Raw genomic sequence first — 25,282 nt, 5'->3', positions numbered from 1 at the left:
TTAACCTAATGAATATTATAGCAAATATAGAGTGATTTATTATCTTGTTTTGAGATTGATTGATCATAAGTATTCGGTGCTTATTCGAAAAAGTGATCAAAACGTTTTCACACAGGCTGAGCCATTACCTGACATTAGTTTTTGAGTTAATAACAGCAGATCAGAGATTCTAAAACTTCCTTTTTCATTCAAAATTCACATCCATTCACAACTAAAATTATGACTAAAACTTTTGCATGGCGTTAGATCTCAAATCCCCAAAGCAGACATTGGAATTATTTAAGTTTTGAATAAATATAGAGTATTAAGTCTAAGGCACTAACGCCCCATAGCACCATACAAAGGTAGGTTTATATTAGCAAAAGATTACTCTCTAATTAAAAACATAAGGTTTATGACTGTTTTGAGGAGGTAAAATAAACGGTATTTGTTCATTCAACTTCATGAATTCATTTAAGGTAAGTGACAAGGATTTTGATGATACATAGCTAATACAAGAAATTCCTCTCCTATTTTAAGCGACTTATATCGCACTATTTAGATTAGTAATATCGGTTAAGTTAATAGCATCATATCGATTTTCGGGTTTCGGTTTGCCAAAATAATATCCTTGAAATACATCACAACCAAGCTGGGTTAAGAACTGAACTTGATTTAAGTTTTCAACACCCTCAGCGATAACAATCATCCCTAGAGTATGTGCTAAATCAATGATTGCTTTGATAATTAAATCGGTACCTTTATCAGTATTAATCGCTCTAACAAAAGAGAGATCTATCTTGATGGTATCAATAGGCAATTTTTGTAAATAACTCAGTGAAGAATAACCCGTACCGAAGTCATCAATCGAAATTTTAACGCCTAACTCATGAATGTCGTTTAATAATGTAGTGGCATATTCTTTGTTTTCCATCAATGCTGTTTCTGTCACCTCAAGCTCGAGTAAACTTGGTGCAAGCCCTGAACTTGTTAGGTTTTTTTTGAGAGTATTAATAAAGTCTTTACTTGTTAATTGTTTTACCGAAACGTTTACCGCCATTGATTTTTGTAAGTGAGGTGCATTATTTTTATTCCAAAGTACAGCTTGCTCAATAGCCTGTTTCAATACCCAATTGCCGATAGTGATAATTTGCCCGGTATCTTCTGCGATAGGAATAAACTTATCTGGACCTATGACTCCTATTTTCGCACTGTTCCAGCGTAATAACGCTTCCATTCCTATAATGACATTGGATTTAACATCGACCTTAGGTTGGTAATGCAATTCAAATTCATTATTTTCAATAGCATGGTGTAAACCTTGTACTATCGATAAACGCATCAACATTTTCTTCTGCATTTCAGCATTATAAAACTGAAAACCATTACGAGCTTCTTTGGCTTTATACATGGCGATATCTGCTGATTTATTTAATTCAGCACAGCTTTCACCGCAGCTAGGGTAAGTGGCAATACCTATGCTGGCTGTCGTTCGTATTTCATCATCAAGATATTTAGTAATAACATTAATTTTCTTTAATATTTCTTGGGCGACGACTCCGGCATCTTCAGAACAAGTAATCGTTGACAAAATAATGGCAAATTCATCCCCGCCCATACGTGCAACAATATCACTATTACGCAAGCAATCCTTTATATTATTAGCAACAGATTTTAATAATATGTCACCCGCATCATGACCTAAGGTATCGTTGATTTCTTTAAAATTATCAAGATCTAAAAATAAAATGGCAAAGATACTTTTATTTCGAACCGCCGAATTAAGTACCGATAATTCGTAACTTTGAAAGTGAGCTCGGTTAGGTAATTTAGTTAAGGTATCAGTTGTCGCTAATCGATACATTTCATCGTGGGCGGCATTCAAATCTAGAAATATTTTTACTTTACTGATTAATATATGTGATGAAATGGGTTTTATTAGGTAGTCTACCGCCCCAGTATCGTATCCCTGTTTTACAAAAATTTCATCCTTATTAACCGCCGTAAGGAATATAACGGGTATGTGTTTATAGTTATCATTTGAATGTATGCAGGTCACGGCTTCAAAGCCGCTCATATTAGGTAAGTTTACATCCATTAAAATTAAGAAAAAACTGTGGTTTACCACCGCTTTTAACGCGTCTTCACCAGACTCGACCGTAATAATATTGATTTCTAATTCTTGTAATATACGTTTAGTTGAATGCAAATTTTTAGGGTTGTCATCTACAACAAGCAAATTTGGTCGTGGCGCTTGTGCCTTGCCATCAATGTTATGGACCATTGCAACATTCCTTAAGGTATTGACCAATTTTATCAATCGATAACACGTGATCGGCTCCTGCAATTGTTATTGCTCGCTCAGGCATGGTAGAAAACCCTGCGGTAGCGGGGTTTTCTACTATGGCTAGTCCGCGTAATTCTCTAACTTTCTTTAAACCATTACTCCCATCATAATTGGCACCGGTAAGAATAACGGCAATTAATTTATTTTTAAAAACATCGGCAGCACTTTCAAACAACACATCAATAGAGGGACGGGAATATTCCACTTTAGGATCACGTGATAGTGAAAAGCTTTTATCTGCCTCTATTTGCAGGTGGTATCCTGATGGGGCAACATAAATGGTTTGTGGTTTAATCACTTCATTAAACTCAACGTCTTTTACTTGCGTTGTAGTCATGTTATTTAACAGGTTTGATAACATATTTTCGTGCTCGTCTTGTCGATGTTGTACAATAATGACAGGGGTTTTTAACGATTGATCAAAGTGAGGTAAAATACGATTTAATGCGTGTAAACCTCCAGCAGAAACACCAATAACAATAGCTTCGTAGTTGTTCATGTTATCTCACTTGATAAATTCTTGCTTTACTAGAAACCGCAGTAAGTTTAGAATTTATTTCCGAATAATCAATACTTTCTTTATCACCTAATAGTAAAACCCCTCTCGGCATTAAACTGTCATAAAACAAGGTAAATACGCGGTTTTGTAAGGTTTTATTAAAATATATCAGTACATTGCGGCATATTATTAGATTCATTTCACCAAATGCTTGATCAACCCCCATATTATGATGACTAAAAGTAATGCGTTCAGTTAATTCACGACTAAATTTGGCTACATCGTATTTAACATCGTAATATTCTGATAACGAATATTTACCCCCCGCATCTAGGTAATTTTTACTATAACGTTGCATCTTTTCAAGTGGATAAATGCCTTTTTTAGCAATATCCAAAGAATGATTGTTAAAGTCTGTGGCGTAAATACGAGAATATTTAAGTAGACCTTCTTCTTTAAGTAATATTGCCATGGAGTAAACTTCTTCACCAGTAGCACAGCCGGCATGCCAGATATTAATTTGTGGGTGAATACGCAACTGCGGAATGATTTTTTCTTTAAATATCTTAAAAACCCATGGGTCACGAAACATATCAGTTACTGTGACCGACATACCTTTTAGGAATTTATCCAAAAAGTTATCTTGATATAATACTTTAGGTATCAACTCAGAAATATGCTCGCAATTACAGGCGCTAGCGAGGTTTTGAATTCTTCGTTTAATACTCGCACGCGAGTAATCCTTAAAATTGTAACCGTAACATTTATCAATTAAGTCAAGTATGGTATCTAACTCAAATTCTTCTATATCATGCGGGTTCATTTTTTAAATAACCAGACTTTTAACATGGAACATAACTTGTCAAAATCAATCGGTTTAGTGAGGTAGTCAGTTGCCCCTGCTTGAATGCATTTGGCGCGATCTTGCGGCATGGCTTTAGCTGTTAAGGCTATAATAGGCACATCTTTATAAAGGGGGTCTTGTCTTATTTTTTTCATTGCCTCATAGCCGTCCATCACTGGCATCATAATATCCATTAATATTAGTTCAATATCATTATGCTGGACTAATTTATTCAGTGCGGTTTGGCCATTGTCAGCTTCATAAATGGTTAAGCCTAATCGTTGCAAGTTTTTTGATAAAGCAAAAGTATTGCGTATATCATCATCAACCAGTAATACTTTTCGCCCGGTTAGTAGCTTGCTTTCATCATGAATATTGTAGATGGATTTTTTCTGGGTAGAGGATAAATCTTTACTCATACTATGCATAAACATTAAGGCTTCATCTAATAGTTTATCTGGTGAAGCCGCATCTTTTAAAATTAAACTAACCGAGTGTTTGTTAAGTTGACTGCGCTGCTCATCATCGAGTTCTGCGCCAGTAAAGACAATAACAGGGGTCTTTTTAATACTAAGGTTATCAGCTAATATGTCTAAAAAATCAAAACCACTGATATCGGGTAAGCCTAAATCAAGAATAATACAGTCAACCTCATTATCATGAAGGTATGTAAGGGCGCCATTACCGCTATTAATGCTAGATGTTTTAATGCCCTTGTTTTCAATGAGTTGGCTAATGGCGTGCCTACTATTCTCGTCATCTTCGATGATGAGAATTTTTCGTATTTCCCCGGAATTGATATATTCAATATCTTGTAGTAATTTTTCTATATCGTCTGCGTCTACCGGCTTTTGTGCAAAACTACGAGCGCCCATTTTCAGTAGCTCGGTATCTTCTTCTGTACCGGTAATGATATGAACTGGGGTATGTTTGGTCGATAAATGGAACTTCAATTGTTCCAATACCTCTTTACCGGATAAGTCAGGTAAACCCAGATCAAGAAATATGCCTTTAGGTTTATATTCAAACGCTTTATACAAGCCATTTCTACCATCAGTGGCTACGAGGCCTTTATAACCATAACCGCGCACCATTTTTAATAAGGTTTTAGCAAATGCTTCATCATCTTCAATAATCAAAATAACATTATCACCTTCACTGATGTTATGACTATCATCCCCCATGAGGCTTTCAACGTTATTAATGGGGGTGGTCTCTATAAGACTTTGTTGTATTTCAATTATTGGTTCATTTACCAAAGAGGGTGTGGTGTAGTTGTTTATCGTGTGCTCTGTCGTATTCGACAGTGCAGCATTAGCAATAGGTAAATATAAGGTGAAAGTAGAGCCTTGCCCTGGAATACTACTGAGTTGTATTTCACCACCAAGCAGGTGTGCTAATTCTTTAGAAATGGTTAAACCTAAACCAGTGCCGCCATATTTTCTGCTGGTTGAACCATCAGCTTGTTGGAAGGCTTCAAATATTTCGCGTTGTTTATTAGCAGCAATACCGATGCCTGTATCAGTTACTGAAAGTGCCACTGCACTCGTTGGCTGTAAGTTAGCATGTAAAAAACGAACATTATTGGGAACATTCTTAATGGTAAATTCAATAGTACCTGAAGGGGTAAACTTAAAAGCATTTGATAAAAAGTTTTTTAATATTTGCTCTAAGCGTTGCTGATCCGAAATAATCGTTGCCGGCGCGTCATCGTCTCGTGTCACAGTGAAGGCTAATGCTTTATCTTTTGCACTTGGGGAAAATAAATTCTGTAGGTTTTTACAGATGTGATCTAATGTAACTTCCTCATTTTGAAGTGTTAACTTGCCGGCCTCAACCTTAGATAAATCCATAATGTCATTTATTAAATGCAGTAAATCTGTACCGCCTTCATAAATAATCTTGATATCTTCAAGTTGCTCCTCATCCAGGTTGCCTTTGGGATTATCACTCAATGCTTTAGACAGTAATAAAAAACTATTTAGCGGGGTGCGTAATTCATGAGACATATTGGCGAGAAATTCAGACTTATATTTGCTGCTAACTTCAATGGCAGCGGCTTTCTCGGCGATATCCTCCGCTTGTTTTTGTAAATCTTTTTTCTGTTGATCTAACGCTGAATTTTTCTCTTCAAGCTGCTCATTAGTCGCCCTTAATTCTTCCGATTGTGATGCTAACTCTTCAGTTTGGCTTTGTGCATCTGCTAGTAAGTTATCAATTCTGTCTTTACCTTTACGCGCCTGTAAACCCGCCGCGATAGCTTGAGCTATCACTTCACAATATTTCAGGTGTGATGAAGTAAACTCGGTAACAGCCGCTATTTCAATGACGCCTACGACCTTGTTAGCAATAAGTAATGGGATCAATAACGCATTACTGGGTAAGGTGTCACCCAGAGATGAATTTATACGGGTGTAATGCTCCGGTAGATGAGTGATCGATAATATTTTTTTCTCAAAAGCAGCTTGCCCTAATAAACCCTCCCCTATTGTAATGCGATTATTGTCGCCTTTACGGTGAGTAAAAGCGTAGCTGGCTGTAAGGAAAAATTCATCTTGCTCATTTTCAGTATCATCAGCAAGCTCATAGAAAGTGCCTACTTGGCCATTAATGTATTGTGTGGTGTGGCTGATGATGGCTTCGGCGAGTTCTTTGGCATTTTTGACGTCACGAATAACTTTATTAATCTCTATTTGCCCTTGAGCTAACCATTCATTATCACTGTTTTTTAAGGTGATAGAGGCTAGCCTTTTGCTCATAACATTTAAAGACTGGGAAAGCACATCATGAGTACTACGTTCCACGATTTTTTGATCATAATTGCCGTTGGCAATGTTATTGGTGGTTTCGTTAACTTCTTGTAGAGAGACGTTAATAGCATTGATGTTGTCAATTAATTCACCAATTTCATCATCACGCTTTTTTTCAAGGCTAGAAGTTAAATCCCCTTTGGCGATACTTTTTAAATAAATGATGGCATCAGATAATGAACTGTTAATGGTATTGGTTAAAAAGAGTGCGATAAAAACGATAATAATAAGGCTAATGAGGGTTAAGGTAATGAGGAAGTTGCGAGCATCTTCAATGCGCTGGTCGTTAGCGGCTTTGTCGGCATCTAAGTCCGATTCCGCCTTTTCAACAATGGCAGCCATTTGCTTTTGTGCTAAATCATTTAATTGACGCCCTTTACCAGTAGATAAATTGTACGCTTTGGCATTGGTATTAAGGAGGGTTAATTCTTGAACTTTGTTATATAACAGCTCATAATCGTTATAGGATTGAATAAAACGATTACCTAGTAATCGTCCTTCTTCTGTTAATAAAGGTTTTAATACTTCAAATAAATTACTGACTTCTTCTTTTCGTAATTTACCGGTAGCGATATATTCTTGCATTTCTTTTTGTGTTTTAGCCAAAATAAAGTTTTTTTCTGCCCGTTGCATTTCGGTTAAGGCTAAGGCTAATTGAGTACCTAGTTTTATTTTAACAACAACTTTTCTTAATATTTCAATCTCTTTGGCGGCAACGGCTTCTAACTCATTTGAATCGGCAATTTTTTGTGCTGCTAATGCGGCGCGATCGAATGCTTCCCGTGCTTCGCCTTGTGATAGTTCTCTGGCATGTGTATTAGCGTTAACCCTTCCTAAGTTGTTTATTTTATTGCTTATTCTTAAGTACCCCCCCCAGGTTTTAGAAAACTTATCGAGTAATACATTACTTTCATCATCAACTAAGCTACGTAACAACTGACGACGTTGTTCCATATCTTCGGTGGTAAAGCGAATAAAATCGATATACTCATCAATCTCATCGGTATCTATTGATAATATAATATTTTTTTCAGCGCGTGATACTGCAATTACTCCTTGATTTATACGCGCCGCAAGTTTAATTTTTTGAGCGTTAAAACCGTTATTAACTTCATGTAATGAATTAACACCGTAATAAGCTGAAAAAACTAATAGCATGGAAAATAAAACAAAACTGACAAGGAGTTTAAATCGAATAGTTATACGCATCATGAACCTCAAATATTATTTGTTCGTCATTGAATACAGGTTAGTTGGCACGTTACCGGCAGAAAACCGTATTTTTCGCTTAAAGATAACTATGCCTAATAAGAAAAAAGGCACCTGTGATTAAATTATTGTTCAAGAAAGTGAATTCAGCCTGAAACTTTGTGATCCATAAACTACTATTATATTAAGAATTTATTCTATTTTAAATCAGACATCTATTTATTCTATTTTAAATCAGACATCTAAATGTATCTTTAGCACTAGAAGTGCGATATGTCAAGTAAGTCTTACCAAGTAAGATGCCGTCGTATATACGGCTTATTATTGAGAGAGCTATTCTCTAGCCTATGATGTTTGCGCACCTATTATTCTTTTTGCTATGGCAGTCTTTATGACTTTCGAGATAGACAGGTTTTAATAGGTTGGTCTTAACGTTTATGCTGAATTATTATGCTGCAATTAATTGTTGTTGCTCATGTTTACTTTCATGCCTGAGCATTGCCCAAGCTGTTCTAAGGGTTTTATTGGCCAGCGTAAGACATGTTCGCTTAATACCGATTCGCTTTACCAATTGAATTAGCCAGGCTTGCTTAACTTTTTTCGGTTCATCTGGCAAATGTGTAACTATTGACATAGCCACTTGATATAAAACGGTTCTTAATTCTTTAACCCCACCTTTTTTATCAATACCCATCATGAATACTTTACCGCCAGAGCTATATTGTTTTGGTGTTAATCCAACGAAGGCTGAGGCCTCTCTGCCATTTTTAAACTGTTTTCCATTACCTATAGAAGAATAAAGCATACCAACACAAACTTCTGCGACACCTTCTAATGCCATCAGTTGCTTGCATGGCTTTATTTGACGAACTATCGAGTTTTTAGCTTTTTCAAGTTTAGATATTGTGCCCACAATTGATAATGTAGATATCAGGCAAGTAGGAAGCGCATTGTTTTCTTCAAACGTATCTTCAATAACCTTTCTTAGTCTAGCAGCCCCTTTAGCACTAACAATGCCATATTCGTATAACATTGCCCGAATGTGGTTACTTAATGATGTGATATTCCTAGAAAGAAAAATACGAATAGCTTCAAGAGATTGAAGTGATTGTTGCTCTTCATTTTTAGGCTTACTGTATTTTAATCCTATTTGCATAGCAGCGTTTGCAATAGCAAGCGCATCATTTGCATCTGTTTTATGACCTTCGAGAAACCCTTTTACTTTTTTAGGGCTGATGATACGCACATCATGACCGAATGATTCGGCTAACAGCCCCCAATAATGGCTACTAACATAACCTTCAATACCAACAATCGAAGGTGATGATTTGGCTAATCTCTCTTTTAATTTTTGACGACTGACCATTTTATTACTGACTAATTCACCATGTTTGCTGATAACACAGATTTGAAGTACGTTTTTTGCTAAATCAATACCGATAACATTAAATTTTAACATTGTATGTTCTCCTGAATAGTTAGCTAAAACATAGCTTAAGGGAGTAAAGTCCATAAATCGCTATGTGCCCCGAATCGCCATAGAATCATAGAATTTAATACCGAAAATCAAATTAATCTAATGTCCGCTTTGGTATTTTATAATCAAATTAGAATTGTAGACTTTATAGATTTCTGATGAAATTTAGAACAATTCTATTATCTAACACAGGGCTGATTTTCATCGATTAAAATGTCGCTAGATAAGCCAAGGCTAAGGTCTTCTTTCGTATCTTAGTTACCATTAATTGAGGTGATTATTACTTGTGATTTTAGACCGCTATGAGCTTGAAGCAGACCTTAGCCACAACTACCTGCTAATGTCGTCTATGCGCACAAAGTGATCTTAATGAGTTAAGGCCGCCCCCTTTAGCTCGCACTTTACTGATGCTTGGTTTTTGATTAAAGTAAGGTATAGTTTTACTCATTCCATATGGGTAAGTTTTGATACTTTGTTGAAATATACTTTACCTGTTCATAACATTATTTTCGCTGTTGTTATCGTGCTGTGCTGAACCACCTTAATAAAGGGAGTAGTCAATAAATGTTAGATAAAAAAATTTACAACTTACTTTTTTTGTTATTAATTTCAAATTCCAATATTCGAGCTGAGACGTTACATATAGCTTCTGACATTTGGTGCCCCTATATCTGTGATAATAAGAAAGCTCCAGGGATTTTAGTTGAGGTTTTAAATGAAATAGCCACAGCAAAAAAAATGACGGTTAATATTGAAGTCATTTCTCTATCACGCTCTCTTATAATGGCTAGTAGATCTGAAATAGATATTGTATTAGCTGTAACAAAATCTCACATTACAGATCACAAATTACAAAGTAGTAACCAGTATTTTGGTGGTTGGCAAAATGACTTTTACATCAGTAAAAACCTTGATTGGTCGCCTAATAAACTTAATGATTTAGACGCTTTTTTAAATTCAGGTAAAACTTTAGGGATAATTAAAGGGTATGACTATGGTCCATACATTAACAGTCTAAAGTCTAAATATACTGATAATATTTTTCAAGCTACTGGTGATTCTCCTTTAACGAAAAATATTGAGATGTTACAAAAAGGACGTATTTCGGCGCTTCTTGATTATAGATATAATATTCAATATGAAGTGAATAAAAATAATATTGTTGATCTAATATATGCTCGTAGTGAAGGTGGTTTTGTACCTTTATTTTTAGGTTACTCTCCAACAATTCTTCCTGAAGTCATTAATAGTATTGATGATGGACTTACCCTAATTCGCCGTAAGGGAATTTTGAGCACTATTTTAGAAAAATACGGTGTATCTGATTGGCAAAACCAAATTTAAATTACTATAATTTTCCGTTGCCCGTTTATAGTTAACGATTAAAAATCGAATATAAACGACAGTAATGAGCTTTCAGCGGTCGGTGGGGTGGTTCGTTTCTCAATCGTCTAAACACCAACTTCGCGCTGAAAGCAGATATCTAACGCCGAAAATAGCGGCGAAAATTCAGCACCGCCTCAGATAAGTCTGTTTGAATAAAAGCAGTTCATCATCATAAGCAAAACTGGTTTGCACAACAGCGGGAGGCGCTTGTCTTGAATCCTGAATTAAGTAGAAACAGTTGGTTAATTGACAAAAAATAACCGACTTTCACTCCCTTAAGAATATGAAATAAATGTCAATATGGAAAATATAAGGCATTATGTATTTTGATTTTAGGAAAAATGACGTTTTATTTTACCTATACTCGAAATTGTGTTTTATTCTTTTTGTTCGGCATTCTTTTGAATAGAATAAATATAGTGACATTGCTTTTCATCCAATGCAGATAATCTCTAAAGGCTTAATAACTATGCTTTCAATTTTAAAAAGAACATTAGGTGCTGTATGTATAATCTTAGCTTTTCATAGTAAGGCTAATATTGCTGATTTGGATGTCCTCATTGTTACTGAGCATTTACCTCCCTATCAAATTAGTAAAGATAACAAACTGATCGGTGGTCTTGTTGCAATTGAAATTCAAAAACTAATGAAGACAGTCTTACCGGAAAGCACTATAGAGGTGATGTCTTGGGCGCGCGCTCATCAAGTTGCGTTGGTGCGACCTAATACGATTATATTTTCCTTGGTGAGAACGTCCGAACGTGAAGATAAATTTATTTGGATTGGTAAAGTAGCACAGGTACGCACCGAACTGATTACATTAAAAGATAGTGAGTTACAGCCCGTTGAAACCCTTTCTGAACTTAAAAATACTCAAATTGGCGTGAAGCGACAGGACGCAGTTGCCACATTTTTGAATAATAATGGCTTTGAATACGGTAAAGAGTTAGTTGAAATTGTATCCACAATGTCGACTATGCGAATGCTGGAAAAGGGTCGGATTGAAACAATTCCCTCCAACCAACAGATTATTGAGTTCTACTGTCAAAATACAGGGTGCGCTAATTCAGACTTCAAAACACTTTATGTTTTTAAAAAATTATCAGAAGAATTCTACCTAGCGGCAAGTCTTGGTACTGATGCAAAATTGATTGAAAAGTTGAAAGCGGAATTTACTAACTTAGATTTACCCCTCCAATAGCAGCCATTCGATATGATTACCATGCAGGGCTTCTTAATTTTACTCAGCACAGTGGTCAATAATCCCATTATGATGTCGACCACAACGACTATTTTTGGCTTATAGCCTTTGGTACTGATTCTACTCACTCATAAAATGTTAATTTCGGCTATTAATCGTAGTGTTGAATTACAGCTTCAATTGACCTGATTTTTGCTACATTTCGTGTGTTTAATTACCCACTTTATTTGCGAACCTGCGGGGTCAGGTTTGTTGAAAAATAGAATTTATTTTATTTTTGATGCGTTAAACACCTAGTGTTTGCAGCAGTTCCCGTCGAATTCTGTGCCAATGAAAACGCAGATGCCAGATGTCTGCATTGGCGGGAAAGTTACGCCGCTGCTTACACAACCATCAATAGGCAGTATCGAGTGTGGTTGCGTTGAATATATCGTTTACGTTTAGCATCTGTTGAAGATAGCTGAATACTGTTACAAGTCATCCCTATACATCTTTAGTCTCTGTGCCCTCTGGGGTGAAAAAATAGTTGCTGGGTAAAGCCTTTACATAGATAAGCAGTAAGCTATGAACGGTCCCTTATGGCACTAAGCAGTCCTTAAAGGGCTGATTTTTTGTTTCAATATTAAGTCGGCTTTGTGGCATTAGTGAGCCTTAGATAATTATTTTTAACCTCCATGAGATGTTCTACTGCAAAGGTCTTCTTGGTGCGCATAGACGACATTAGTAGGTATTTCTGGCTAATGTCCGCTCACGTATCTTTGTTAACATTGGGCTAGTGATTATTAGAGACTTCTTCAACTAGCCAACAGCGGTCGTTACTAATCAAAGGCTATGCACTAATCCTCCCCGTCAAGTACGAGGTGATTTGTCCCGTTAGAATGATAAAATCCCCTTTTTTTTGTGAAATATTAACAATGGGCTAACCGTTGACCGCCTTTTTATATTGCTGAGATACCAGAATCATCTAAGATTATGTTCTGCACCTGCTTTAATGTTAATTGCTAATTAGTACTTATGTTGATCTAGATCAAATTATTAGTTTTTATTTTAATTTACATGGAATTATTAGCTTTGATGTTGTTTTTAATCAATCTAAAATACTGGCTTTTTATTGGCGTATTAATATTGAGTGTTATGAAGCATACATCAGGTAGTGAAAGAAATTTCTCAGAAAATGAACAATTAGTATCTATTACTGATCTTGAGGGAAGAATAACTTACGCTAATAAGGAGTTCTGTGAAATTGCCGGCTACTCTCTTGATGAGCTCGTTGGACAACATCATAATATAGTTCGACATCCATCAATGCCTAAAGCTGCTTTTGCTGATTTATGGAGTAAACTTAAACAAGATAATTCCTGGCGAGGTATGGTTAAAAATCGTTGTAAAAATGGCGATTACTATTGGGTCGATGCCTACATAACCCCCGTCTATGAAAATGGAAAAATTACCGGCTATCAGTCCGTTAGAACATTGCCGAGTCACGAGCAAAAACAAAACGCTCAACAGCTATATGATACTCTGAATAATGGGCATTCAGTCTCAGGTTTAGAGACTAACGTTAACATGAGAAGGTTATTTGCTATTGTTCTCATTACTCTGGCATCTTTTGGTGTTTGGGCATATACAAGCTCAATAGTTCCATCTATCGTGTTGCTAAGTTGTATCGCTTTGCTTTCTCTTATTTTTTCACCCGAACTGTTCACCTTTCCAAATTATGTCACGACCACGAAAAAACTATTTGATAGTCCGTCACGTCTAATTTTCTCGGGAAAGGGAGCATTGGGTATTATCGCTTACCCTCTCGAATTATATAAAGCTCGGATAAGAACAATACTAGGACGAAGTCATGATTCCGGACAGGAACTGGTAAGGCTTGCTACTGAATTACAGTACTCTTCAATAGAAATGCTCGAAAGTATAGAAGAAGAGAACTCACATCTTGCACAATTTGCAACCGCCATCACTGAAATGAGTGCGACGATTGCTGAAGTCAGTTTAAATACCAATCAGACACATGACAAAGTTTTAATCGTAAAAAACGAATGTCGGGAAAATATCAATGTTATCGAAATCAGCCAAAACAAAATTAATTGTTTGGCGGATGATGTTGAAAAAGCGGCCAGCAATGCGCTTGAATTGGTAACCGATGTCAATAAAATTTCAACGATCATGTCTGAAATTCAGGGAATTGCGGATCAAACAAATTTACTTGCCTTAAATGCTGCAATTGAAGCTGCAAGAGCGGGTGAACAGGGTCGAGGTTTTGCTGTTGTTGCCGATGAAGTAAGAACTCTTGCGAGTAGGACTCAGGGAGCAACCGTTCAGATCCAAAGCTCAGTAACGGAATTACAAAAAACGTTAGAAAATTGGAGTCAGGTGATGCTTGCTAGTAAAGCTAATGCCGAAGAATGCTCTGAAGATAGCACTAAAATAAAACAAGCCATGGAAAATATTATTGGCAATGTTAATGATGTTAGCGATATGACAGCTCAAATTGCAACGGCGGCTGAAGAGCAAAGTGTTGTTGCCAATCAAATAACGCATAGTGTTTATACCATAGATGATCTTTCTAAGAAAAACACCATACTTGCTTCGCAAGTGAATAACTATGGAATAGCTGTAAATAAAAGTGCTGAAGATATAGGAAAATTAAGTACAACCTTTAAATAAGAAACCTTTACACTTATGATAATTGAACTCATCAAGGCTGCGGCTCTACTAATGTCACTTTGTTTATTACAAAGCTTTTCCGTTCGTTTTATAAAAAAAAATGGACTGATAAAACAAGTAGTGTCAGGGGGGATTTTTGGAGGGATTTGCATTATAGGCATGATGCTGCCGATTGAAATTATCCCAGGAGTCATTTTCGACCCCCGTACGGTAGTCCTGAGTATGGCGGGCTTATTCGGTGGCCCCGTCGTTTCAGTTATTGCTGCTGCCCTTACCGGAGGGTATCGGTTATTTCTTGGTGGTGGGGGCGTTTATGTTGGTGTTGCAGTCGTTATCGCATCTACCTGCCTTGGTTTAGGCTATCGTTATTGTGTTCATAAAGGCTTGATGAAAGTTAACATCATACAGCTCCTGTTATTTGGCCTTTTGGTGCACGTTGTCGAAATACTATTTATTACTCAGCTACCAGCAGATGTTGTTGTGGGGTTAGTGTCATTGATTGCTTTTCCGCTCATTCTTGTTTTTACACCCGCTACAGCATTCCTAGGCATGCTTTTAAAAGACGTTGAAGACCGTATTAATACAGAGCAGGCATTGAGTAAAACACTCGATGATTTTGATAGGAATGTTATTTTTTCAAAAACAGATTTAACAGGAAAAATAACGCATGCTAGCAAAGCATTTTGTGACATAAGTGGTTTCAAATTGAATGAGTTGGTGGGACAGTCACATAGTATCGTAAGGCATCCAGATACGCCTTCATCAGTATTTGAAAACTTATGGAAAACAATACAGCAAAAAAAGAGTTTCCACATTACATTGAAAAATAAAAAGAAATGTGGGGGGCATTATTGGGTAGAGTCACAATTAGAACCTGAATTCGATTCTGATGGAAAGCATATTGGATATATAGGCACAAGATTCGATATTACAGATAGAAAAGAAATCGAACAACTCCACGAAGAAATAGAAGAAACGCAGCGTGAAGTTATTTTCAGGATGGGGGAAATTGGTGAAACTCGTAGCAAAGAGACAGGCAATCACGTAAGAAGGGTTGCTGAGTATTCAAAGTTGTTGGCTCTTCATTCTGGTTTAGGTGAAGATGAAGCAGAGCTTATCAAGCAGGCAAGTCCAATGCATGATATTGGAAAAGTAGGCATACCCGATGCGATCTTAAATAAGCCAGGTAAACTTGATGCTGAAGAATGGATAATCATGCAGACACATGCGCAGATCGGTCGTGATATGCTAATGGACTCATCAAGACCACTTCTAAAAACGGCAGCTATCGTAGCTTATGAACATCATGAGAAATATGATGGTAGTGGCTACCCGCAAGGTCTTAGTGGCGAAAATATACATATATACGGGCGTATAACGGCATTGGCCGATGTGTTTGATGCTCTTGGTAGCGAACGTTGCTATAAAAAAGCATGGGATGAAGAAAAAATATTCAACCTATTTAAAGATGAGAAAGGAAAGCACTTCGATCCCAAGTTAATTGATATATTTTTTGACAATTTAGATGAGTTTTTAGCTATTAGGGATAAATTTAATGATATCTAACGACTAAGTAGTTCCCAGCGGTGGCTAATGGCACTAAACGGCCTGACAGTGTTTGCAATGCAAGCAATAATTAACGTCTTCCTGAAAACTAATTATGTAACCTCCGAACGATTGCAATGGTGGCATTTTTGCTAGTCAGGTTATTCGATTAATTGGTAATATTTATAGTCAAAGAATTCATATTTATATCTGCGGGGAACGTCCGTATCTAAGTGAACATAAACTTGCCTAATTTTCAGGACTAATTTAGGTCAGCAAAGTGGCCATAGTGAATATTGCATAAAGCGTCTCAATCTCATTTTCTGTCGCAGATCTCATTATTTTCTGCGATCCACACAGCTAAAACTGTTTTTTTTTGATCTAAAGAAACTATTTTAGAGTAAAGGCTTTACTTTTGTAGAGTTGTTGCTCTATAATAACTTTGTTCTCGTTTGAACCTGTTGTATTAATTTTGAATTCTAGCTTCCCCAAGCTTACATACCGATGACCCCTTTGGTCATCGGTTTTTTTATGTCTAAAATTTAGCTTTTGTTCTCACCCTGAAAAATTAACAAAAAAAACCTAGCTCAACATCAGCTAGGAGTTAATCTCAAACAGAGTTAATTAATATTTTTTCGCTTCTTCAGCACAATGCCAAGCGACAAATTTCCACGCTTTATCATCTTTAACTAACACATCACTACAACGGCCATGAGTAACCTTTTGCTCTCCTTTTTTAGCTGTAGTGCCATTGGAATAGTAATAATGTGCAACGGCGGTATCACCATGAACAACAATCGCTGTTGGGCTATATTCAGCAACATTGTTAGTTGAGCCATCTTCAAAACTGAATTTTTCCCATCGTTTTACTGCACTTCGGCCACGAGGCATTGGGGTACTATTTCCCCACACCATGGCGTCTTCGGTTACCCATTTATCTGTCCAATTATTATCGCGTTTCTCGATATCTTCATATGAAGCTAAAACTATATTCCATACTTGTGTTTGCTGTTCATTCCAACGTTCAGCATAGCTGCTAAAAGCGGTAAACGTGACGATTAGTGCTATGGTTAATTTGAAGTTCATTTTATCTTCCTTGTTAATATTTCGACAAGGCCTACTAAACAACGCACTTCTCAGTAAACTCGAATTTGCGATTATCGCCCCTTAAACATAGCAGGTTTACATTAGTCGGCTGGTTTACCTTAGGTAAGCCTTGTTATATCGAATTTTTGCTCAATATAGTTTCAATACTATGGTGAATTAATCATGACATTTCCGGTCTATTGTTAAACAGTAATGAGCAAAGTCATATTTCATTAATTTATTGCTGCAATAAATCATTAATCGCCATCAAACCACTAAGGAGATCTTATGTCACAATATACCAAATCAAGCGATGCTATTGCTGCGTTATCCGCTGAGCAATATCGTGTTACACAAGAAAGCGGTACTGAACGCCCTTGGACTGGCGAGTTATTGGAAAATACCTCACCAGGTATTTATGTTGATGTGGTTTCAGGTGAGCCTTTGTTTGCTTCAGCTGATAAGTTTGACGCAGGTTGTGGCTGGCCTAGTTTTACTAAGCCCATTGAAAGCAAGAATGTCAGTGAACTTAGCGATGAAAATCATGGCATGGTGCGCACAGAAGTCCGCTCAGCACATGGTGATAGTCATTTAGGCCATGTATTTACTGACGGTCCGACAGCACAAGGTGGCTTACGATATTGCATTAACTCAGCTTCACTGAAGTTTATTCACCGTGACGATATGACCGCTGAAGGTTATGAAGCCTATTTAACCCAAGTAGAAGGATAGAATATGACCATTGAACGAGCCGTATTAGCCGGCGGTTGCTTTTGGGGTATGCAAGATTTAATTCGCAAATTACCCGGCATCACAAAAACCTCTGCCGGTTATACCGGTGGCGATGTTAAAAATGCGACTTACCGAAACCACGGTACTCATGCAGAAGGCCTTGAGGTTTACTTTGACAATACTGTGATCGGGTATCGAAAAATTTTAGAATTATTTTTTCAAATACATGATCCTACTACAGAAAATAGGCAGGGCAATGATCTAGGCACTGGCTATCGTTCGGCAATTTATTACACTTGCGCAGCGCAAAAAGCCATGGCAGAAAAAACCATTGCTGATGTTGATGCCTCTGGCTTATGGCCAGGTAAAGTGGTTACTGAAGTTGAGCCCGTGAGTGATTTTTGGCAAGCCGAGGTAGAACATCAAGACTATTTACAGCGTATGCCTAATGGCTACACTTGCCATTTTCCAAGACCTGATTGGGTGCTACCTGAACAATAAGGCTAGGCAACTGGCCTAAAAGGCTTTGCATAAGAGTGGTTTATTTCAACTGATAGGCGAGCAATGATGTCGTGGCGTGGGAGCCATAAATGGCTAAGAGCGGCCTGTACATGGTCACTCTTTCAGAACCATGTGGTCATGACATTGCCGACAAGGAGGTCGGTATTTAGTTTTTGTCTGGAACAAAAAACTGACCCTACTTACTGTACAACGTGACTTATTAGGTTGTCATGTCAATATAATCAGTTGAGTACTGTATTGCTCAACTGGCTATTTTTATTCTTCTGACTTTTATTCTTCTGACTTTTATTCTTCTATTAAAGGCGCGTCATCTAATTCACTTAAGGCTTGCAGATTTTCATCTTGAAACCAATCGCAAATGACTTTGTCTGCTTGCTCTGAGCCAGTACGTTTTAATGACGAAAATGCCTGCACTTTAATATCAGCATTTAATGCTGCTAGCTCTTTTCTAACCGCAAGTACTTGCCCGCTGACTTTGCCTTGAGAAAGTTTGTCGCTTTTAGTTAATAAGGCTAAAACCGGTAATTCTCCGTCTACAGCCCATTGAATTAGGTCCATATCAAGGTCTTTTAATGGATGTCTGATATCCATCAGTATCACTAAACCTTTCAAACATTCGCGTTTTTCTAGGTATTCGCCTAAAGCTTTTTGCCACTTTTTCTTCATTTCCATAGGCACTTTAGCGAAACCATAGCCAGGTAAATCAACTAGGCGCTTGTTTTCGGCAATTTCAAAGATGTTAATCAACTGAGTTCTGCCCGGTGTTTTACTGGTACGTGCAAGGCCTCTTTGATTTGTTAGGGTATTTAACGCGCTTGACTTACCTGCGTTAGAGCGACCTGCAAATGCCACTTCAATACCACTATCGGCTGGTAAACGACGGATATCAGGTGCGCTAAGGGTAAAAGTCGCTTTGCTTAGATGAATGGCTGTAGATGACAAGATTAGATCCAACGATATAAATTAAAACCGCATTATATCGTTTTTTTATACTAAAGATGCAATAGTATTAGAATTTAGGTAATTTTTTTTATTAAACAAGCCGCGCAATAGCCTTAATGGTGTATGATATCCCCGATTTTTCTGGCTTATTGAATGTATTCAATAAAAAACACCAAAGCATGTTGAGAATTTTCCTATGAAACATATTTTAACTTCATTAATTATAACCTTACTAAGTATTAATATTGCTGTTGCCGCCACTGGTGACGCAGAGGCAGGTAAAGCTAAATCCGCTACTTGTGCTGGCTGTCATGGTGCAAATGGTATTGGCATTAGTGATACCTTTCCTAATTTAGCGGGACAACATGCTGATTATATTGTAGTACAACTGAAAGCATTCAAATCAGGTGAGCGTGAAAACTCATTAATGTATTCAATGGCAGCAGGTTTATCTGAGCAAGATATGGCTGATCTGGCGGCTTACTTTGAAGCATTACCGCGTAATGGCGCAAGCCAAGATGCTAGCGCTACTGAAGCAAGTACAAGCGCAGCGACAATTAAAGCACCTACTGCTTACGTACCTGACCCTGCAGCGGGTAAGAGCTTATTTGAATTAGGCGATCCTTCTCGCAATATTGCCTCATGTATTGGTTGTCATGGTAGCGAAGGTAACAGCAAGGTATTAATTTATCCGAACCTGGCCAATCAACATCCTGAATACATTGCAACACAGTTAATGAATTTTAAAAACAAAGATCGCATTAACTACGCCATGAACCAATTTGCCGGTAACATGACTAACAATGAGATTGCTGACATGGCAGCTTACTTTGCTGACACTGCTGCCGTTGCTAACGTGGTTTCACGTAGAGTAACGCCATCAGCTCCGGTAACTGCTGAAGTTATTGCTGGTAAAGCCAAAGCCGCAACTTGTACTGCATGTCACGGCGCCGAGGGTAACAGCCTTGTTGCTATCTACCCAAAACTTGCAGGACAACATGCAGATTACATTGTAAAACAGTTACAAGAGTTTAAATCGGGTGCACGTGAAAATGCGGTTATGTCGTCTATGGCGTCAGTATTAAGTGAGCAAGACATGGTAGAGATTGCCAGCTATTTTGCCGCTCAAAAAATTATTGTTGCTGATTTGGAAGGCTCTAAGATTGGTAAGAAACTTTATCTAGGTGGCGATGCAAAACGTAAAATCACCGCTTGTGTTGCTTGTCACGGTGTTAACGGTAAAGGTTCCGGTAAGGCTGGCTTCCCAGTTATCGCCGGCCAAAACGAAGCGTACCTAAAAGCACAATTAATGCAATTCAAAAACGGTGAGCGTTATAACGATTACAACTCCATGATGCGCAGTGTTGCTTCTAAGCTTTCAGCTAGCGACATGGATGAGTTAGCGAAATACATGGCGTCAATGAAGTAATATTTTTTTAATGGGCTAACGTCAGCTAGTTAATCTCAATATAAGCAGCGTTTATCGCTGCTTTTTATTGCCGTGATTTTATACTGCCAGTACAGCAAAAAAATTTACTGCACTGGTATTCACTAGTTTTTTTAATGACATTATTTCACAGCCATTAAATTCGTGTAGAATGCCAAAACAACATTTTAGCAAATTTTATAAGTAAACCCGTTATCGTGTTTACGACAAGCAGAGACTAAATCAATGAAAAAATTTATCATTACTGTTTTATTAGGATTAAGTGCAGTCACTACTGCCAATGCAGCGCAAGGCGATGCCGAAGCAGGTAAAGGCAAAGCAGCCATGTGTGCTGCTTGTCACGGTGCTGACGGTAATAGTCTTGTGCCTATGTACCCTAAGTTAGCGGGGCAGAGTGCTAACTACTTAGTTAAGCAACTTACTGAATTTAAATTAGGCATGACCTCTGGTGGTAAATCAGGTCGTGTAAACGCCATCATGGGTGGTATGGCAATGGCACTTAGTGAGCAAGACATGGCTGATATCTCAGCATTTTATGCCAATCAAAAAGTCACTGATGGCAACGGTACCGCTAATGCGAAAGGTAAAAAACTTTATTTAGGTGGTAATGCCGAAATGGAAATTACCGCCTGTGCGGCCTGTCATGGTGTTGATGGTAAAGGCATGGCAAATGCTGGTTTTCCTGCTCTTGCTGGCCAAAATGCTGAATACTTAAAGATTCAGTTAGACGCATTTCGTAATGGCTCACGTTATAATGACATGAATGGCATGATGCGAGGTGTTGCTGCGAATTTAACTGATGAAGACATTACCGCACTGTCACAGTACGCATCATCATTAAAATAAGTCCTAAGCCATTTAATTAGCTTTTTAAAAGTTAATATTTATAAAAAGCAGCGTTAATCGCTGCTTTTTATATTCAGTCACGCTTTCGCATGTGATCGTGACATCGTTCTTTATGAACATAAAAGGGCAGCACTATGGCTGCCCTTTTAAATAATAAAGTTTATTTAAGCGCTTAAAAAGCGTATTTAAAACCAACAGTTATCACATCAGTATCAGTGTCAGTGGTGTCATAATTTTCAAAAGACGCTTCAATGCTAACTTTTTCGTTCAGTTTTTTACCCACACCCACACCAAAACCAAATTCCCATTCATCATCGCTGACAGACGTGCCACGGAAACTGGCTTTCAGATCTAAGTTGGCATATGACGGCATCACATAAACATAAAAACCATTATCATAATTGTATTGGCCACGAACAGAAAGTACCGTGAAGCGTTCGACTTCTACTTTAACACTATGACTTTTATCATCAGATATACCGGTGCCAAGACGCAATTCAGGTATTAGTGAAAATTTACTACCCTCTTCGACAAATTCATAAGCAACAGCGCCATAAATAGCGCCTAAAGAAAGGTTTTCAAGTGATAAGTCTGCATAGCCTGCGCCAGCTGACCAGTTAGCCGAAGCCGTTAAAGGTAATACCAATAAAGAAAGTGCAATTAAAGATTTTTTAAACACAATAATATCCTTTTATTAATTTAAATAGTGAGTTTAAATAGAGAGTTAAGGGAGATAATAAAGCGCGCATGCTAACAATGCGCCTTGCGTTATGCAATTATTTTGTCCGGGTTAAATCAGAAAAATAAGTAACAACTTATGTATTTAGCCTGAGAGCTAAATAAACCTCATTTGCCAAAGACATTGGGTTCAGTTTCACGCTATGATCTAAACAATGAGCAGAATATGCCGGTTTAATCAGGATACACAAGATGATAGAAATTATTCAACCCAGACAATTTAAAACCGTCCCATGGAAAAATGGTCAAGGAGAAACCATTGAAATGGCGATAAACCCAGGCGGCAGCTTAGACAAGTTCGACTGGCGATTAAGTATGGCAAGTGTGGTTGAAGATGGCGTTTTCTCTAATTTTACTGGCTATACTCGCAACCTCATTTTAATTGACGGAGACGGCATCAACTTACAACACAATGATAATAAAATTGACCGTTTAACCCAGCTATTAGACCTGGCTACTTTTGATGGTGGCAATAAAACCGTTGGCAACTTACATACTAATGAAATAACCGACTTTAATGTTATCACCCAAACATCGGCCTTTAACAGCAAGGTAAACTGCCAAAGAAGTGCGAAGAATTATTTACTTGAAACAAGCGCCCTGTGCTTTATTTATAGCTTATTCAAAGACGCCACACTGACCTTAAACCAGAGCCAAGAAGTCATCACTTTACCTGCTCAACACTTAGTAAAAATAACCGACTTACCCAACAACTTCGCCAGCCTAAGCGGTGAGCACCTTATTGTTGTTTATCTAACGAATTGCACCTGACTTTTTAGGCCGGTGTAATTGACACAGTTTACCCACTTAAGTAAGACTTTAAGTGGTCGCACTAACAGTTGACCGACAAAAAAACACCTAAAACCGCAGCGCCATACACAGCCACTTTGTAAGTTCAATGCAGACTCAATGTAGGTCTAATGTAGAGTGGACTTTAGTCCACTAAGTTAAATGAAATTTAACCGTCTTTAAGACAAATACCGACGACAGGTGATCATTAAGCTTTAAAACTGACTAACTCCTTCAAACACCTAGGCGAACGCTATATTTAGTACGCCGGATTTTAATCAGTCGTTAAGGTTATTAATCGCTAGAAATACTCGTTCTAACTTTTAATTATGACTTTTTCTTCATGCTGACGTAGGCTCAAGAGACAAAATAAAAACTACGCCTTAACCCTAAGGACAATATTATGACCATTAAATATTTTATAAGGTTAGCTAGCCTACTGTTACTGTTATCACCCTTGGCCAATGCAGAGTTTGACCGCAAAATTGCCATTGATGAAAGTAACACCAGCACTCATAGTACAAAAGTGAATGGCAAGAAATTTGATTACACCGCCACGACCGGTACTCAACCGGTTTGGGACGAAGAGGGTAAGCCTACTGCCAGCCTTTTTTATACCTATTATCAACGCGCAAATGTAAAAGACAAAGCCGCTCGACCGTTACTTATCTCATTCAATGGTGGCCCCGGCTCTGCCTCAGTTTGGATGCATGTCGCTTATACCGGCCCTAAAGTACTTAATGTCAACAACGAAGGTTTTCCATTACAGCCATACGGCGTAAAAACCAATGACTTCTCCATTTTAAACAGCGCTGATATTGTCTTTGTTAACCCAGTTAATACCGGCTATTCACGAGTTTTACCGAATAAAGAAGGTAAAATGCCGTCAAAAGAAGAGCAAAAGAAAATGTTCTTTGGCGTAAATGCTGACATTAAATACTTGGCAGAGTGGATTAACACCTTTGTTACCCGCCATAACCGTTGGCAGTCACCCAAATACCTTATTGGCGAAAGTTATGGCACTACCCGTGTTGCAGGCTTAGCGTTAGAACTACAATCGCGCCAGTGGATGTACCTTAATGGCGTTATTTTGGTGTCACCCACGGATATTGGTATCAAACGTGACGGCCCGGTAAAAGCAGCCAATCGTTTACCTTATTTTGCTGCAACCGCTTGGTACCACAAAGCACTTGCTGACGACTTGCAAAATAAAGATCTATTAGACATTTTACCTGAAATTGAAAAATTCACCCTTGAGCAGTACTTGCCCGCGCTCGCCAAAGGTGGCTTTATTGCTCAAGATGAAAAGCAGCGCATCGCCGAACAAGTCGCTCGATATTCTGGTTTATCGGTACAAGAAGTCTTGCGTAATAACTTAGATATTGAAGCGTCTTATTTTTGGAAGGAAATACTGCGTAATCGCGAGCAAACAGTAGGTCGTTTAGATTCTCGCTATTTAGGTATCGATGAAAAAGTTACCGGTAGCAGCCCTGATTACAACGCTGAATTAACCTCTTGGTTGCACAGTTTTACGCCAGCAATAAATTATTATTTACGTGAAGAGCTCAATTATAAAACCGACCTTAAATATAATATGTTCGGTAATGTGCACCCTTGGGATAGAAGCAACAATAAAACCGGTGAAAACTTACGTTTAGCGATGGCGCAAAACCCATACTTAAATGTAATGATACAGTCAGGTTACTATGATGGTGCCACCAACTATTTCGATGCTAAATATACCTTATCCCAAATTGACCCAAGTGGTAAAATGCAAGACAGATTATCATTTAAGGGTTATAAAAGTGGCCATATGATGTATTTACGTTATCAAGATTTAGAAGCGTCTAACCAAGATCTTCGTGAGTTTATGCAAGCCACCTTACCGAATAAAACTACACCAGCAAAATATCCCAGCAAACCCTAATCTAGCCAGTATTTTACTGCGTTAATCAAGGTTGTCAGTGCCTAGGCACTGGCAAACTTGATGCCAGATCTGCCTATCAACCCATCCTATCTCTAAACTTTTTACCTGCGAACCACTACCAACACCAAATACTGTTACTCTTAAAGCACAGCTCACCGCCTTGAATTTCTTAAGTGCCCTACCCATTCCTTTCTCATTGTTTCCTCCCTGTAAAAAATAAAAATATCTCACAGGGAGAAAAACAGGAGAACTGCAGGAGGAAAGCACAGCAAAACCAAGCTTA

The 25,282-nt window shown here is 37.8% G+C and carries 18 protein-coding genes; 10 read left to right on the top strand and 8 right to left on the bottom strand.

Going from position 1 to position 25,282, the window contains the following annotated elements; genetic code table 11:
* Positions 1-523: 523 nt before the first annotated feature.
* The 5 genes from H4J61_RS05155 to H4J61_RS05135 all read right to left on the bottom strand — a co-directional run bounded on the left by H4J61_RS05155 (position 524) and on the right by H4J61_RS05135 (position 9,147).
* Complete coding sequence (locus H4J61_RS05155) at positions 524-2,263, bottom strand: EAL domain-containing protein (protein WP_182135475.1); 1,740 nt, start codon at positions 2,261-2,263, stop codon at positions 524-526.
* Positions 2,253-2,825 carry a chemotaxis protein CheB gene (locus H4J61_RS05150; RefSeq protein WP_182135477.1) on the bottom strand — a complete coding sequence of 191 codons (573 nt, stop codon included), beginning with the start codon at positions 2,823-2,825 and terminating at the stop codon, positions 2,253-2,255. Before H4J61_RS05150 ends, H4J61_RS05155 begins: the two co-directional genes overlap by 11 nt.
* Before the next feature lies 1 nt (position 2,826).
* Positions 2,827-3,648 carry a protein-glutamate O-methyltransferase CheR gene (locus H4J61_RS05145; protein WP_182135479.1) on the bottom strand — a complete coding sequence of 274 codons (822 nt, stop codon included), beginning with the start codon at positions 3,646-3,648 and terminating at the stop codon, positions 2,827-2,829.
* Positions 3,645-7,688 (bottom strand): response regulator, encoded by a 4,044-nt coding sequence (locus tag H4J61_RS05140; RefSeq protein WP_182184231.1) that lies wholly within the window; start codon positions 7,686-7,688, stop codon positions 3,645-3,647. The genes H4J61_RS05145 and H4J61_RS05140 overlap by 4 nt, the downstream gene beginning before the upstream one ends.
* Before the next feature lie 448 nt (positions 7,689-8,136).
* The gene (locus H4J61_RS05135) at positions 8,137-9,147 is read right to left on the bottom strand and encodes an IS110 family transposase (protein WP_182135483.1); all 1,011 of its coding nucleotides are present in this window, start codon (positions 9,145-9,147) and stop codon (positions 8,137-8,139) included.
* A gap of 582 nt (positions 9,148-9,729) precedes the next feature.
* On the opposite strand from H4J61_RS05135, the gene H4J61_RS05130 reads away from it, so the two are divergent.
* From H4J61_RS05130 to H4J61_RS05115, 4 genes are all read left to right on the top strand, one after another.
* Entirely contained in the window at positions 9,730-10,509 is a 780-nt protein-coding gene (locus tag H4J61_RS05130) for an ABC transporter substrate-binding protein (protein WP_182184230.1), read from the top strand.
* Between the two features lie 511 nt (positions 10,510-11,020).
* Positions 11,021-11,752: an ABC transporter substrate-binding protein gene (locus H4J61_RS05125; protein ID WP_182184229.1), complete on the top strand. Its 732-nt coding sequence runs from the start codon at positions 11,021-11,023 to the stop codon at positions 11,750-11,752.
* A gap of 1,134 nt (positions 11,753-12,886) precedes the next feature.
* On the top strand, positions 12,887-14,425 hold the full coding sequence (locus H4J61_RS05120) for a PAS domain-containing methyl-accepting chemotaxis protein (RefSeq protein WP_182184234.1): 1,539 nt from the start codon (positions 12,887-12,889) through the stop codon (positions 14,423-14,425).
* Positions 14,426-14,440: 15 nt separating this feature from the next.
* Positions 14,441-15,991 (top strand): LytS/YhcK type 5TM receptor domain-containing protein, encoded by a 1,551-nt coding sequence (locus H4J61_RS05115; protein WP_182184228.1) that lies wholly within the window; start codon positions 14,441-14,443, stop codon positions 15,989-15,991.
* Between the two features lie 603 nt (positions 15,992-16,594).
* Here the strand turns inward: H4J61_RS05115 and H4J61_RS05110 are convergent.
* Positions 16,595-17,056: a nuclear transport factor 2 family protein gene (locus H4J61_RS05110; protein WP_182184227.1), complete on the bottom strand. Its 462-nt coding sequence runs from the start codon at positions 17,054-17,056 to the stop codon at positions 16,595-16,597.
* 288 nt (positions 17,057-17,344) lie between these two features.
* Here H4J61_RS05110 and msrB point away from each other — a divergent pair, with 288 nt between their 5' ends.
* Together msrB and msrA are read left to right on the top strand one after the other, a co-directional pair.
* On the top strand, positions 17,345-17,788 hold the full coding sequence (msrB, locus tag H4J61_RS05105) for a peptide-methionine (R)-S-oxide reductase MsrB (protein ID WP_182135851.1): 444 nt from the start codon (positions 17,345-17,347) through the stop codon (positions 17,786-17,788).
* A gap of 3 nt (positions 17,789-17,791) precedes the next feature.
* Complete coding sequence (msrA, locus tag H4J61_RS05100; RefSeq protein WP_182135852.1) at positions 17,792-18,289, top strand: peptide-methionine (S)-S-oxide reductase MsrA; 498 nt, start codon at positions 17,792-17,794, stop codon at positions 18,287-18,289.
* Between the two features lie 306 nt (positions 18,290-18,595).
* On the opposite strand, the gene yihA is transcribed toward msrA, so the two are convergent.
* On the bottom strand, positions 18,596-19,252 hold the full coding sequence (gene yihA, locus H4J61_RS05095) for a ribosome biogenesis GTP-binding protein YihA/YsxC (RefSeq protein WP_182184226.1): 657 nt from the start codon (positions 19,250-19,252) through the stop codon (positions 18,596-18,598).
* A 196-nt stretch (positions 19,253-19,448) separates the two neighbouring features.
* Between yihA and H4J61_RS05090 the strand changes: the two genes are divergently transcribed.
* Both H4J61_RS05090 and H4J61_RS05085 read left to right on the top strand, forming a co-directional pair.
* Positions 19,449-20,681 (top strand): cytochrome c, encoded by a 1,233-nt coding sequence (locus H4J61_RS05090; RefSeq protein WP_182184225.1) that lies wholly within the window; start codon positions 19,449-19,451, stop codon positions 20,679-20,681.
* Between the two features lie 243 nt (positions 20,682-20,924).
* A complete protein-coding gene (locus H4J61_RS05085; protein WP_182184224.1) occupies positions 20,925-21,545 on the top strand; it encodes a cytochrome c in 621 nt (206 codons plus the stop codon).
* A gap of 172 nt (positions 21,546-21,717) precedes the next feature.
* Here H4J61_RS05085 and H4J61_RS05080 read toward each other — a convergent pair whose 3' ends face one another.
* Positions 21,718-22,224, bottom strand: coding sequence for an outer membrane beta-barrel protein (locus H4J61_RS05080; protein ID WP_182135855.1), 507 nt, complete (start codon positions 22,222-22,224; stop codon positions 21,718-21,720).
* 251 nt (positions 22,225-22,475) lie between these two features.
* On the opposite strand from H4J61_RS05080, the gene H4J61_RS05075 reads away from it, so the two are divergent.
* Together H4J61_RS05075 and H4J61_RS05070 are read left to right on the top strand one after the other, a co-directional pair.
* Complete coding sequence (locus tag H4J61_RS05075) at positions 22,476-23,054, top strand: HutD family protein (RefSeq protein WP_182184222.1); 579 nt, start codon at positions 22,476-22,478, stop codon at positions 23,052-23,054.
* A 421-nt stretch (positions 23,055-23,475) separates the two neighbouring features.
* Positions 23,476-24,999 carry a S10 family peptidase gene (locus H4J61_RS05070; RefSeq protein WP_182184220.1) on the top strand — a complete coding sequence of 508 codons (1,524 nt, stop codon included), beginning with the start codon at positions 23,476-23,478 and terminating at the stop codon, positions 24,997-24,999.
* The last annotated feature ends 283 nt before the right edge of the window (positions 25,000-25,282 follow it).

Origin of the sequence: Colwellia sp. MB3u-4 (assembly GCF_014077065.1) — a bacterium.
Lineage (GTDB): Bacteria > Pseudomonadota > Gammaproteobacteria > Enterobacterales > Alteromonadaceae > Cognaticolwellia.
The sequence above is the reverse complement of the archived record's forward strand: the minus strand, read 5'-3'. Positions and strand labels throughout refer to the sequence as shown.